Genomic DNA, 13,247 nt, shown 5'->3' with positions numbered 1-13,247 from the left:
GGGGGTCCCTTCTGCAGCCAAGGCACGGAGAACATACACCGCGGAACCGACCGCGGGATGACGAACGACCGTTGCATCAGATCACTGCGTCCGAAACCCTTGGAAACCCCGAACGGCTCGACTGCAATCGAATGGTTACGCGCCACGCGCGCACACCTGTGTTGCCGACGGCGAGGTTGTCGATTGAGGAGAAAGCGAACGTGAGCTCTCTGAAGTTCCACTGGTTCCTGCCCACCAACGGCGGTGACAGCCGCAACGTCGTCGGCGGAGGTCACGGGGTGGCCGCCGAAGCGGCCGGCCGTCCGGCGTCGGTCCAGTACCTCGGACAGATAGCGCGCAGCGCCGAACAACTCGGTTTCGAGGCCGCGCTCACCCCGACCGGAGCGTGGTGTGAGGACGCGTGGATCACCACGTCGATGATCAGCAGCGTCTCCGAGCGACTGAAGTTCCTGGTGGCCTTTCGGCCCGGCGTCACCGCACCCTTTCTCGCGGCGCAGATGGTGGGCAGCTTCCAGAACCTGTCCGGCGGGCGGTTGCTGCTCAACGTCGTCACCGGCGGTGAGGACGCCGAACAGCGCATGTTCGGCGACTTCCTCGACAAGGCCGAGCGCTACGCCCGTGCCGACGAGTTCCTGGAAATCGTGCGACGGCTGTGGACCGGTCAACCCGTGACCTTCGACGGGCACTACCTCGCCGTCGAGGACGCGGTGCTGCATCAGATACCCGATCCGCTGCCGAAGATCTATTTCGGCGGTTCGTCGCCCGAGGGGATCGCCGTGGCGGCCCGGCATGCCGACGTGTACCTCACCTGGGGCGAGCCGCCCGAGGCCGTCGCCGAGAAGATCGCCCGGGTGCGCCGCGCCGCCGCCGAGGCGGGCCGCGAACTCACATACGGAATCCGCCTGCACACCATCGCACGCGACACGTCCGCGGCGGCGTGGGCCGAGGCCGACAGACTGCTCGCCCACATCTCCGACGACGACATCGCACGCATCCAGTCCGGTCTGAAGCGATCGGCATCCGAAGGGCAGCAACGGATGCTCGCCCTCAACAAGGGCACCAAGGACAAGTTGGAGATCTACCCCAATCTGTGGGCAGGTGTCGGATTGGTGCGCGGCGGGGCAGGCACGGCCATGGTGGGGTCCTACAGCGAGATCGCCGACCTCATCGAGGCGTACCACGCGGTGGGCATCGAGGAGTTCGTGCTGTCGGGCTACCCGCACCTCGAGGAGTCGTACTGGTTCGGTGAAGGTGTCCTCCCCGAATTGACCCGCCGCGGGCTCTGGGCGCACCCGGCACCGGTCACGGCAACGGCGTCGGTGCCCTTCGGTGCGCAGGGTTCGACGCCACTCAAACGGGTCTCGGCGTCGTGACCACCGCCGTCGTCGTCGGCAATCCCAAACCCGTCAGCCGCACGTTGGCTGCGGCAACCTACCTTTCGACCGAATTGACCGGTGCGGCACCGGATCTCACCGTTGATCTGGCGACCTTGGGTGCCGCACTGCTCGATTGGTCCGATCAGACCGTCGCCGACCTGGTGGCCCAGGTGGGCAAGTCCGATCTGGTGGTGTTCGCCAGCCCCACCTACAAGGGCGCCTATACCGGGCTGCTGAAACTGTTCCTCGACCGATTCGCCGGTGGTACAGGGCTTTCCGGTATCGCAGTGCCACTGATGCTGGGCGGCAGTCCGGCGCATTCACTGGCACCGGAACTCACCCTGCGTCCGGTGCTCACCGAGATCGGCGGAACCGTGCCGAGTCGGGGTCTGTTCGTGGTGGACGCACAGCACGACGATCCGCAGGCCTACGCCGAGTTTCTTGCGACCACCAGGCCGATCGTGGCCACACTGCTGAAAGCGGGCTCATGAGCGCACTGCGTACCAATCAGGATCTCGACCCCACACGACTGCGCAAGGCATTCGGCATCTTCCCGACCGGCGTCGTGGCCGTTGCCGCCGAGGTCGACGGCACTCTCACCGGCCTCGCCGCGAGCTCATTCACCAGCGTGAGCCTCGACCCGCCGCTGGTGTCCGTATCGGTGGCCGCGGCCTCCAAGACATGGCCCGACCTGCGCCGCGCCGCGCATCTGGGGGTCACCATCCTCGCCGACCACCAGGGCGCCGCGTGCCGGCAGCTCGCCGGGCCGGTGGCCCGTCGCTTCGACGGGATCGGCGTGAAGGCGTCCGACGACGGCGCGGTGACGCTCGACGAGGGATTGGCGCACTTCGACTGCACGATCTACCGGGAGGTGGAAGCCGGCGACCACATCATCGTCCTACTCGAACTCCATGGCGTCGACCATCCCGAGACCGGCGATCCACTCATCTTCCACCGCAGCACATTCGGCAGGCTCGTCGAGCCCGTGTGACGTTCGTGCGTCGCTCAGCGCCGGGTCCGACGGGGGCGGGCACGGCACCGGCACGAAAGTAGGGGAACGATGTCCTTCCCCTACTCTTCGACCTTTCCCCTAGTTGTTTCTGGGGAGGAGTGCAGACCTAGGGGAAGGATCTCACCCCAGTGACGCGAGGAAGGTGGCCGCGATGGCTTCGAGGCCGCGCTGGTCGTGTTCGGTGAACCGGTCGGTGACGGGACTGTCGAGATCGAACACCCCGATCAGCCGGTCGCGGTGAATGAGCGGCACCACGATCTCCGAGCGGCTGTCGGCGTCGCAGGCGATGTGGTCGGGTACGGCATGGACGTCAGCCACTAACTGGGTGGCTCGGGTGCGGGCGGCGGCCCCGCACACACCCTTGTCCAGCGGGATACGGACACACGCCGGCTTTCCCTGGAACGGCCCCACCACCAGTTCGGTGCCGTCGAAGAAGTAGAAGCCCACCCAGTTGACCTGTGGCAAGGCGTGATACACCAGCGACGAGAGATTGGCGGCATTCGCGATGCGATCGGGCTCGCCCTCGATCAGGCCGCGAGCGGCGTCGTCGAGCGCGGCATAGTCGGGTACTGGCCGGTCCGGTGGCACGTTGCCGGGATCGGGTGTCGGCACGACGTCGAAGGTCATGCCCTCAGCCTGCCATTCGTCCCGTCGGGATCGAAGTGACCGCCGCGCGATGGAGGGTCGAGATGCTTTGGGGCATGCCGAATAGAACCGGGTGCAACGACTGTGGCCGGACAGTCGGAACCAGGTCCGGCCGTCCGGCCACAAATGAGCCGCTCGGGCAATGAGCCGCTCGGGGTTACTGACGTACCGTGCGGCCCCTGATCGACAGGTAGGCGGCGATGAGTGCGATCGCCACCACGACGCCGACGATGAAGGGAATGACCTCCCAACCGCCGTTGCTGTTGCTGTAGCCGAACTGGTACGTGAGCCACGAGCCGAGCAACGAGCCGACGACACCGAGCACGATGGTCATGATGATGCCGATGTCCTGTTTGCCCGGCATGACGAGACGGGCCAGCGCGCCGATGATCAAGCCGACGACGATCGCGCTGATGATGGTTCCGATCACCCTGCAACTCCTCTGTTGTGGGGGCCCCGATCCTTGGCGGACGCATTCCACGGCTGCTTCATGGATGGACCGTCGACGAAAGCACTTCGCCGGGGGCCTAAAGCCACCGTAGGCTGCCGCCGTCGCGTCGCGTCCATCGCGGCGGGACCGTGACGCAACCGCAACGCGCGACGAGGGCGATGTGCGCGTCAGTGACCACCGCCTTCGTCCTGGTGAATCGGATCAGTGGCGATGACGCCGCAGGTGCACGAGGTGGGTGTCGCGCTCGTCGTTGACCCACGCGTAGTAGAAGCCGATGAGCACACCGCCGCCGACCAGGTTTCCCAGCAGGACGATGCCCAGATTTCCCAGCGCGGCACCGACATTGATGCCGTCCTGCAGTCCCACGATCATGAACAGGACCGTGTTGGCCACCGAATGCTCGAAGTCGAGGAATGCGAACACGAACACCGCGGTGATCATCGTCATGCACTTGGCGATGTCCTCGGTGAGGTAGCCGTTGTACACGAGCAACATCGCGAGGTTGATCATGAAGTTGCAGAGGATCGCGCGGATGAACAGGTCGAGCCACCCGCTGAACCCGGCGTCGAGATATCCGGTCTTCACGGCCACGGAATGGTTCATCGCCTCCAACACCGGGCCGCGGATCAGAGTGGTTCCGCGAAGCAGGGCCGCGATCAGCAGGCCGCCGAGGATGTTGCCCAGATAGCAGAATCCCAGGATGCGAAGGACCAGCATCGGAGTCACGCGCCGGTAGTAGGTTCCCACCGAGACGATCATCATGTTCGACGTCAGGAGTTCGGACTTCGAGTAGTAGATGAACACCAGCGCCCAGCCGAACGCCAACGCCCCGATGAGCTTGCCCACCGCGTGAAGCTGCGCTGTGGTGCTGCCCATCGCGTCAAAGGCGCCGACGATCGTGTAGTTGATCACGTAGAAGATCGCGATGATGATGCCGGCCATCGCGGCGCGCTGGATGAATCGGCGTCGCAGATGGCCGGTCATCTTCTTCTTCGACTCGAGCACGTCGAGCGTGGTGCTGATGAAGAACTTGCCGGGGAACAGCTTGTTCACATCGAACTCGGGGCTGCTCATGGGTAAACGGTCCCACAGCCTCCGGTGCGGCGCGCGTTTGCCGGATCTCGGTCGAGCGTGCCCGGATTTGGGTCGAGCGTGCCCACTTCCCCGTCGAGCGTGCCCGGATCCGGGTCGAGCGTGCCCTAGTTCAGCGTGGCGGCGTCGATCACGAAGCGGTAGCGCACGTCGCTGTCGACCACCCTGTCGTAGGCGGCGTTGATCTCGTCGGCGCTGATCTTCTCGATCTCGGCCCCGATCCCGTGTTCGGCGCAGAAGTCGAGCATGTCCTGGGTCGCGGGAATGCCGCCGACCATCGATCCCGCCAGTGAGCGTCGGTTACCCAGTAGCGAGAAGGCCTTGACCTGCAGCGGATGCTCGGGAACGCCGAGTTCGACGAGGGTGCCGTCGATCGCGAGCAGCGAGAGGTACTGGTCCAAATCGAGATTCACCGACACGGTGTTGATGATCAGGTCGAACTCGTTGCGCAGCGTCGTGAAGGTCTCCGGGTCACCGGTGGCGTAGTAGTGGTCGGCACCGAATCGTCGACCGTCGTCCTGCTTGCTCAGTGTCTGGCTGAGCACCGTCACCTCGGCGCCGAGCGCGTGGGCGATCTTGACCCCGATGTGTCCGAGTCCACCCATGCCGATGATCGCGACCTTCTTGCCCGGTCCGGCACGCCAATGGGTCAGCGGTGCATACAGCGTGATTCCCGCGCAGAGCAGCGGCGCGGCAACGTCGAGGTCGATGCCGTCGGGGATCTTGAGTACGAAGTCCTCGGTGACGACGATCTTCTCCGAATAGCCGCCGTGGGTGAACTCGCCGTCGTAGGTCTTGGAGTTGTAGGTCTGCACGACGCCCGCGAAGCAGTACTGCTGGTCACCGTTCTTGCAGGCTTCGCATTCGCCGCAGGAGTCGACAAAGCAGCCCACGCCGACGCGGTCGCCGACCTTGTGCCGGGTGACCTCCGAACCGACGTCGGCGACGAGGCCTGCGATCTCGTGGCCGGGCACCACCGGGTAGGTGGTGTTTCCCCACTCGTTGCGGGCGGTGTGGATGTCGGAATGGCAGATGCCCGCGAACGCCACATCGATGAGCACGTCGCGGGGGCCCAGCTCGCGTCGCTCGACGGTGGTCTTCGACAGTGGCTGATCGGCGGCGGTCGCCTGGTATGCGTTGACGGTTGTCGTCACGTCATCCTCTCCATGGGTCCGAGGAGCCGCGCGACGATCTGTCGGGGACTCGGACCCACCGTTATCGAGTCTGCCGACATGGCCGCAGTCGTGCATGAGCCGTGCATTTCGGACATTCCGCCGTCGAAGGACCTTGTTCCGGGCACGCTCGACGCGGATCCGGGCACGCTCGACGCGGATCTGGGCACGCTCGGCGCGGATGTGGGCACGCTCGACGCGGATCTGGGCACGCTCGACGCGGATGTGGGCACGCTCGACGGTTGGGGTGGTTTGGGATCGTCACAGGGTCGCTGACTAGCATTCGCGAGGTGAGCAGATCGGCGGACGCGACCACCCCGGGGCCGGTGCCCCCTCGATCCGACGATCCGACCACCCGCGCACAGCGCCTCTCACCTCGAACGACGGCGCTCGTCGCGGTGGTCGCCGGCATCACCGCGATCGTCGCCGCGGTCCTCACCCCGTTCCTGCCCGTCGTCACCACCACGGCCACCGTCACGTGGCCGCAGGGACAGCAACTGTCGTCGAGCACCCCCGACATCACCGCCCCCCTCGTCGCGCAGATCCCCCAGAACCTCGACGTCACCATCCCCTGCGACGTGCTGCGTGAGCTGGACACCGACACGACAAGCACCGTTCTGGCCACCATGCCGTCGGGTGCCAAGCAGCAGCGCGAATCGGCGCTGATCGTCACCGCCGACGCCAACACCGTCACCGTCTCCGCGCGGGGCGACACCATCGCCAGTGCCCCGCGCTCCGATCTGTCGCGCTGCCAGGAACTGCACATCTGGTCGTCGGCCGCGCAGACCGGCGCCCGTTTCGTCGGCGCCGGCCCCGCCCAGATCGCCGAACCGGGTCATCGCCCGCAGGTGTCGGGGCTGTTCACCGACCTCTCCACCTCCCAGGTCGCGGCCGCGCAAGGGTTGCAGGTGCGCATCGTGGTCGACGACCGGTTCGACTCATCACCGTCGATCATCAAGTGGATCGTCATGGTGGTCGGCGTGCTCGCGGCGATAGTCGCGCTGGCGGCACTCGCCGCGCTGGACTACCTCTACGGCTATCACCGCCGCATCGGACGGGTGCGGTGGCTGGCCCTGCTAAGGCCCCGCGTCACCGATGTCGCCGTCACCGCGGTTCTGCTGGTGTGGCACTTCCTGGGCGCCGGATCACCCGACGACGGCTACATCCTCAACATGGGCCGCAACGCCGCCCGGGCCGGCTACCTGGCCGACTATTACCGCTACTACGGCATCCCCGAGGCGCCGTTCGACTGGTACTACGACTTCCTGGCGCACTGGTCGACGGTGTCGGCGACCGGTGTGTGGATGCGGATCCCGTCGCTGATCATCGGTCTGGTCAGCTGGTTCGTACTCAGCCGCGTGCTGTTGCCCCGACTCGGACGGTCGGTGCGCACGTCCCGCTGGGCGATGCTCACCGCCGCAGCCGTCTTCCTCGCCTTCTGGCTACCGATGGCCTCGGGTCTGCGCAGCGAAGGCGTCGTGGTGCTGGGCAGCCTGCTCACCTGGTGGGGTGTGGAGCAGGCCATCGCAACGCGCCGCATGCTGCCCGCCGCCGGTGCGGCGTTCGCCGCCGCGCTCACCCTCGCCACCGCACCCACCGGCGTCATCGCCATCGCGCTGCTCATCACCGGCGCCCGCCCGATGCTGCGCATCCTGGTGCGACGACGCCGCGAATCGGGCCTCGCCTCCCTGCTGGCGCCGCTGCTGGCGGCACCGGCCATCGTGCTCATCATCGTGTTCCGCGACCAGACCCTCGCGTCGGTGTTCGAGGCGATCCGGGTGCGCTACACGGTGGGGCCCACCCTCGGCTGGTATCAGGAGTTGCTGCGGTACTACTTCCTGGCGGTCACCACCCGCGACGGCGCCCTCACCCGCCGGGTGCCGGTGCTGCTGCTCGCGGTGTCACTGTTCGTCGTGCTGGCCATCATGTTGCGCCGCAAGCGAATCAGCGGCGTCGACAGCGGCCCGGTGTGGCGGGTCACCGGTGCGGTGCTCATCACCATCGGCCTGCTCTCGCTGACACCCACCAAATGGACCATCCAGTTCGGCATCTGGGCCGGCTTGGCCGCAGCCCTCGCCGCGGTGGCTTGCGTGGGTATCGAGCAAGTGGCGCTTCGCAATACGCGCAATCTCTCGATCCTGGTGGCGGGACTGCTCGTCGCCTGTGCGGCCGCGGCAGCGGGCAAGAACGCCTGGCCGTGGTCATACGATTTCGGCATCTCCTGGTTCGACAAGGCCCCCGTGGTCGCGGGCGTCCAGGTGTCGTCGGTGCTGCTCGTCCTCGCCGCGATCGCGCTGGCCGTGGCGCTCTGGCAGCACCTGCGACTCGATTACGTCTCCGACACGGGCCTGCATCACGACGCCGGCAAACCGCCCAAGCGGTGGCGTATCGCCGTCGCGTCCTCGCCCATCGCGGTGATCGCGGTGATCGTGTTGATCGCCGAACTCGCCGTGTTCGCCAAAGCGGCCGCTGCACGAGCCGACACCTACTCCGTGTTCAAAGGCAACGTCAACGCCTTGACCGGTGGTTGCGGTATGGCCGATTACGTTCTGGCCGAAACGAATACCAACGACGGCACACTCGCCCCGGTGGGCGGCGCGAACATCTCGACCACGCTGGAGGGCCAATCGCGCGGATTCAGCCCGCAGGGTGTGGCCGCCGACCTGACGCCGAAGGCGGGATCGATGAAGCCGGGCACGCAGAACACCTCGGCGGATCTGTCGAAGACGTTCATCGTCTCCGGGGCCAGCCCCGGCACCACCGGTGGAACCGGCCCGAAGGGTGTCAACGGCAGCACCGCGGCGCTCCCGTTCGGATTGAACCCGGAGACCACACCGGTGATGGGGAGCTACGGAGCCACCGACGGTCAGGCGTCGCTGACCACCGGCTGGTATCAACTGCCCGCCCGCGAGACCTCACCGCTGATCGTGATCACCGCGGCCGGCGCGATCGCCTCGACCGATCCCGACGGGGTGGCCACCTACGGGCAGTCGCTGCGGGTGGAGTTCGGTGTGCAGCGCGGCAACGACTTCGACGAGGTGGGTGCGCCGGTGATCCCGATCGACGCCGACAACGACGCCAACCGTCCGTGGCGCAACCTCCGCATCCCGATGGCCTGGGTGCCCCCGCGGGCCACCGCCATGCGCATCGTCGCCAAGGACAACAACCTCGACCCCGACCAGTGGCTGGCCATCACCCCGCCGCGCGCGCCCCGGCTCGAGACACTTCAGCGCATGGTGGGTTCGACGTCACCGGTGCTGGTCGACTTCGCGGTGGGCGCGGCCTTCCCGTGCCAGCACCCCATGACCGCGGCCAACGGGATCAACCAGATCCCGCAGTGGCGCATCCTGCCCGAACCGTCGATCGCCAACTCGCAGTCCAAGACGTGGATGGCGACGGTCAACGGTGGCCTGCTCACCACCGCGGAGGCGCTCACGTCACCGGCGACGGTGGCCACCTACCTCGACAACGACTGGTACCGGGACTGGGGGAGCCTGCAGCAACTGACACCGCTGGTGCCCGACGCGGTTCCCGCAGCCGTGTCGACCGGCACGGTCACGCGGTGGGGTTGGGACAGGCCCGGAGCGATGCAGGTGGTGCCGCAAGGTGAGTGAGACGGTGGTGGACCAGAGCAAGCAACCCGAGCCGACGTCGACGACGGGCGGCACCGACCGGCGCATCCGGATCGCGAAACTCGTCGCAGTGGTCGCGGGACTGATCGGCATCGCACTCGCGGTGCTGACGCCGTTCCTGCCCGTCAACGTCACCAAGACCGAAGTGAACTGGCCGCAACAGAACTCGGTGGGCAGCGTCGCGGCGCCCAGCGTGTCGTTCGCGCCGGTATCGATGGACATCGCAGTGCCGTGCGCGCTCGGTGCAGACCTGCCGGCTGACGGCGGGGTGATCGTGTCGACGGTTCCGTGGAACGCGCCCGACGCGAACAAGGTGGGTCTCTTCGTCCGCGCCACGCGCGACTCGCTGCAGGTGACACAACGAAACATCGTGCTGCTCAGCGCACCTCGCGCGCCGGCACAAGCTGCCCCGGACTGTCGGATCGTCATCCACGCCGACGGACAGGGCGCGGCGGGCCGCTTCGAGAACCTCGCCGCCGGCGACAACACCCTTGAATCCTTCGACCTGCGCGATCCCACCGCCCGCCCGCAGATCATCGGCGTCTACTCCCAGCTCCCCGCCGGCACCGCCACCGACGGACTGAGCTTCCGCGCCACCCTCGACACCCGGTTCGTCTCCACGCCGACCACACTGAAGTTCTGGGTGATGGTGATCGGCATCCTGATGACGATCGCGTCGATGCTCGCCCTGGCGGTGCTCGACGCGCGCGACGGCCGCGGATTCCTGGCGCCGTTGCCGCGTCAGTGGTGGCGGCCCCGCTGGGTGGACGGGTTCGTCACCCTGATCCTGCTGATCTGGCTGTTCGTCGGCGGCAACACCGCCGACGACGGCTATCAGGTCACCGTCGGCCGGATCGCACGCAACGCCGGATACCTCGACAACTACTACCGCTATTACGGTGTGCCGCAAGATCCCTTCGGATGGCACTACCAGTATCTGTCGCTGTGGATGGAGGTCAGCACCGCCACGCCGTGGCTGCGTCTGCTGCCGTTCCTCTACGCGATGGTCGGCTGGTGGCTCATCAGCCGGGTGGCGATTCCCCGGCTCGGCGAGGCGGTACGGCGCTCCACGTCGGCCACCTGGGCGGCAGCGCTGGTGTTCCTCGCGGTGTGGATGCCGTTCAACAACGGTCTGCGGGTGGAACCGATCATTGCCGTGGGCACACTGCTGTCGTGGGTGCTGGTGGAGCGGGCCATCGCCAGCGGCCGGTTCTTCCCGCTCTCGGTGGCCGTGGTGGTGGCCGCATTCACGCTGACCATCCACCCGACCGGCGTGATCGCCGCCATCCCCCTGATCGCCGGAATCCGGCCGCTCCTCAAACGGCTGATGATCCGGCGACGCCGAGACGGTCTGTGGCCCATCCTGATACCGATCGGGGCCGCGGGCCTGGCGGTGTTGTACGAGATCTTCGCCGACCAGACCCCCGCCTCGATCATGGAGGCCATCAGGGTCAACTCGGCGGTCGGTCCCACCAACAAGTGGTGGGAAGAGGGCATGCGCTACTACATGCTGATGAACCCCACGGCCGACGGCGGCATCGCGCGGCGGTTCGGGGTACTCATCACCTTTGTCTGCCTGATTCTGGTGGTGGTGATGCTGCTGCACCGGCGGCGGCTGCCGGGCATCGCGTCGGCCCCCACCTGGCGGCTGGTGGCGACGGTCGCCGGTACCGCGGTGATGATGGCGTTCCTGCCCACCAAGTGGACACATCAGATGGGCGTGTACGCGTGCATCGCGGGTGCTCTCGCGGCGGTGGCCACGGCCTGCGTGGACCGATCGGTGATGCACCGGCGCCGCAACCGCACCTTGTTTGCCGCGGCGTGCTTCTACGTGCTGGCGCTTGCGTTCACCGGCCGCAACCAGTGGTGGTACGTGGGCAGTTACGGCATCCCGTGGGGCGATGCGGTGCCCGAGGTCCGCGGCATCCCGATCTGGTCGGTGCTTCTCGCGGTGGCGGTGGCGCTCACGCTGCTCGGGCTGTGGCAACACTTCCGCGACGACTACGTCTCCGAGGACGTGCGGCGTGGCGGCGGTGCGGCGCAGCGGCGTTCGTGGACGTCGGTCCTGCGGAGCCCGTCGATCATCGTGGTGTCGACCATCATGCTCGCGTTCACCTTGGTGTCCTTCGCCAAAGCCGATTGGACACAACGGCACTCGTGGTCGTGGCTGAGTTCGAACGTGGATGCGCTGCGCGGACATCCGTGTGCGCTGGCCGACGCGGTACTGGTGGAGGCCGACCCCAACGTCGGGTTGCTGCGGCCGGCTGCGGTTGCCGGACAGAACAATCCGAGCCCGGGGCAGGCGTTGGCCGGGCAGGGCATGACCGGATTCTCCCCGAACGGTGTGGGATCGGATCTGTCCGACGACGACACTGATTCACAGGAGACGGGCGGCTCGTCGTCGCCCGAGGTGGACCGCACCCAGAACGACCCCACCAAGGAGGACACCACTGGGTCGACGAGCCCGTCGTCGGACACCCAGGGCGGTACCACCGGGGTCACCGGGGTCAACGGATCGATGGTGAAGCTGCCCTTCGGTCTATCGCCGCAGCAGACGCCTGTGCTCGGCACCTACGGATCACCCACCGGTACAGGCACACTCACCTCCGACTGGTATCAGCTTCCGGCTCGCTCGGCCGACGCCCCGCTCATCACCATGTCGGTGGCCGGGCAGGTCACCTACGTCGATGATCTCGCCGTGACACGCAGCGGCCAGCCGGTGCGTCTGCAGTTCGGCCGGGTGCAACCCGACGGTGCCGTGGTGCCGGCCGGAATGATGACACCGCTCGACATCGGAGGTGCCCCCGCGTGGCGTAACCTGCGCTTCCCGCTCGACACGGCGCCGACCGGTGCCACCGTGGTGCGCGTGGTGGCCGAGGACACCTCCACCAACGCCGACCAGTGGCTGGCGGTGACGCCGCCGCGCGTCTCGAAGATGGTGACCCTCGACAGCCTCGTGGGTCGCGAGGCGCCGGTGATGATCGATTGGGAGGCCGGTCTGGCATTCCCGTGCCAGCGCCCCGCCGAGGTCCACAACGGTGTCCTCGAGACACCGCAGTGGCGAATCTCGCCGGACCGTGAGGGTGAACGCGTCAACTCGCAGCGCTGGATGGCCGGCGATGCCGGAGGTCCCTTGGGCATCGTCGACAACCTCGTGTCGCCGACGGTGCTGCCGTCGTACCTGCGCAATGACTGGGCCAAGGATTGGGGCATGCTGCAGAGCCTCACCCCGCTGGTGCCGCAGAAGACCGCGCAGCTGACCGTCACCACCGACGTGCACGGCGGGTTGTGGAATCCGGGACCGATCCGGGCCGTCAATTACTGATTACCCTTGTCTCAGAGGCCGAAACACGTGCCGGACAGGAGAAGCATGACATCCGCCTACGATTTCACCGCAACCGACATCGACGGCAACCCGGTGGACCTGAGTGTCTACAAGGGGCAGCCGTTGTTGATTGTCAACACGGCGTCGAAATGCGGATTCACACCGCAGTACACCGGACTCGAGGAACTCAGCCGCACCTACAAGGACAGCGGCCTGGTGGTGCTCGGCTTCCCGTGCGATCAGTTCGCCCACCAGGAACCCGGTGACGAGGAGGAGATCAAGAACTTCTGCTCCCTCAACTACGACGTCACCTTCCCGATGTTCGCGAAGGTCGATGTCAACGGTGATGACGCGCATCCGCTGTTCAGGTGGCTGCGCGAACAGAAGTCCGGCGTCCTCGGCAACCGGGTCAAGTGGAACTTCACCAAGTTCCTCGTCGACCGGTCCGGGCAGGTCGTCGACCGGTTCGCGCCGACGGTCAAACCGGAGAAGCTGACCGACGACATCGAGAAGGTGCTCTGACGCTGCAGGACTGAGTCTGA

The 13,247-nt window shown here is 66.8% G+C and carries 11 protein-coding genes; 7 read left to right on the top strand and 4 right to left on the bottom strand.

What is annotated here, in order from left to right; genetic code table 11:
• The first annotated feature begins 200 nt into the window (after positions 1-200).
• Genes ACWDTD_RS18660 through ACWDTD_RS18650 form a run of 3 tightly spaced genes read left to right on the top strand, consistent with a single transcriptional unit; the run spans position 201 to position 2,367 of the window.
• Entirely contained in the window at positions 201-1,373 is a 1,173-nt protein-coding gene (locus ACWDTD_RS18660; RefSeq protein WP_449748628.1) for an LLM class flavin-dependent oxidoreductase, read from the top strand.
• Positions 1,370-1,867, top strand: coding sequence for an NADPH-dependent FMN reductase (locus ACWDTD_RS18655; RefSeq protein WP_449748627.1), 498 nt, complete (start codon positions 1,370-1,372; stop codon positions 1,865-1,867). Before ACWDTD_RS18660 ends, ACWDTD_RS18655 begins: the two co-directional genes overlap by 4 nt.
• Positions 1,864-2,367 carry a flavin reductase family protein gene (locus ACWDTD_RS18650; protein ID WP_449748626.1) on the top strand — a complete coding sequence of 168 codons (504 nt, stop codon included), beginning with the start codon at positions 1,864-1,866 and terminating at the stop codon, positions 2,365-2,367. The genes ACWDTD_RS18655 and ACWDTD_RS18650 overlap by 4 nt, the downstream gene beginning before the upstream one ends.
• 141 nt (positions 2,368-2,508) lie before the next feature.
• Here ACWDTD_RS18650 and ACWDTD_RS18645 read toward each other — a convergent pair whose 3' ends face one another.
• The 4 genes from ACWDTD_RS18645 to ACWDTD_RS18630 all read right to left on the bottom strand — a co-directional run bounded on the left by ACWDTD_RS18645 (position 2,509) and on the right by ACWDTD_RS18630 (position 5,730).
• Complete coding sequence (locus ACWDTD_RS18645) at positions 2,509-3,015, bottom strand: GAF domain-containing protein (protein ID WP_449748625.1); 507 nt, start codon at positions 3,013-3,015, stop codon at positions 2,509-2,511.
• A gap of 175 nt (positions 3,016-3,190) precedes the next feature.
• Positions 3,191-3,463, bottom strand: a complete 273-nt coding sequence (locus ACWDTD_RS18640; protein ID WP_449748624.1) for a GlsB/YeaQ/YmgE family stress response membrane protein — start codon at positions 3,461-3,463, stop codon at positions 3,191-3,193.
• Positions 3,464-3,685: 222 nt separating this feature from the next.
• The gene (locus ACWDTD_RS18635; RefSeq protein WP_449748623.1) at positions 3,686-4,558 is read right to left on the bottom strand and encodes a formate/nitrite transporter family protein; all 873 of its coding nucleotides are present in this window, start codon (positions 4,556-4,558) and stop codon (positions 3,686-3,688) included.
• 125 nt (positions 4,559-4,683) lie between these two features.
• Positions 4,684-5,730, bottom strand: a complete 1,047-nt coding sequence (locus ACWDTD_RS18630) for an NAD(P)-dependent alcohol dehydrogenase (RefSeq protein ID WP_449748622.1) — start codon at positions 5,728-5,730, stop codon at positions 4,684-4,686.
• 78 nt (positions 5,731-5,808) lie between these two features.
• On the opposite strand from ACWDTD_RS18630, the gene ACWDTD_RS18625 reads away from it, so the two are divergent.
• Genes ACWDTD_RS18625 through ACWDTD_RS18610 form a run of 4 tightly spaced genes read left to right on the top strand, consistent with a single transcriptional unit; the run spans position 5,809 to position 13,227 of the window.
• A complete protein-coding gene (locus tag ACWDTD_RS18625) occupies positions 5,809-6,024 on the top strand; it encodes a hypothetical protein (protein WP_449748621.1) in 216 nt (71 codons plus the stop codon).
• Between the two features lie 50 nt (positions 6,025-6,074).
• Positions 6,075-9,362, top strand: a complete 3,288-nt coding sequence (locus ACWDTD_RS18620; RefSeq protein WP_449748665.1) for an arabinosyltransferase domain-containing protein — start codon at positions 6,075-6,077, stop codon at positions 9,360-9,362.
• Complete coding sequence (locus tag ACWDTD_RS18615; RefSeq protein ID WP_449748620.1) at positions 9,355-12,705, top strand: arabinosyltransferase domain-containing protein; 3,351 nt, start codon at positions 9,355-9,357, stop codon at positions 12,703-12,705. The genes ACWDTD_RS18620 and ACWDTD_RS18615 overlap by 8 nt, the downstream gene beginning before the upstream one ends.
• A gap of 45 nt (positions 12,706-12,750) precedes the next feature.
• The gene (locus ACWDTD_RS18610; RefSeq protein ID WP_449748619.1) at positions 12,751-13,227 is read left to right on the top strand and encodes a glutathione peroxidase; all 477 of its coding nucleotides are present in this window, start codon (positions 12,751-12,753) and stop codon (positions 13,225-13,227) included.
• Positions 13,228-13,247 lie beyond the last annotated feature (20 nt).

It is taken from the genome of Gordonia sp. NPDC003425 (assembly GCF_053588635.1).
The sequence above is the reverse complement of the archived record's forward strand: the minus strand, read 5'-3'. Positions and strand labels throughout refer to the sequence as shown.

What these genes read in the sequence shown, in the direction of transcription:
- ACWDTD_RS18650 (WP_449748626.1), top strand. Translation starts at nt 1,864, where the DNA reads ATGAGCGCACTGCGTACCAATCAGGATCTCGACCCCACACGACTGCGC.
- ACWDTD_RS18645 (WP_449748625.1), bottom strand. Translation starts at nt 3,015, where the DNA reads ATGACCTTCGACGTCGTGCCGACACCCGATCCCGGCAACGTGCCACCG.
- ACWDTD_RS18635 (WP_449748623.1), bottom strand. Translation starts at nt 4,558, where the DNA reads ATGAGCAGCCCCGAGTTCGATGTGAACAAGCTGTTCCCCGGCAAGTTC.
- ACWDTD_RS18625 (WP_449748621.1), top strand. Translation starts at nt 5,809, where the DNA reads ATGGCCGCAGTCGTGCATGAGCCGTGCATTTCGGACATTCCGCCGTCG.
- ACWDTD_RS18610 (WP_449748619.1), top strand. Translation starts at nt 12,751, where the DNA reads ATGACATCCGCCTACGATTTCACCGCAACCGACATCGACGGCAACCCG.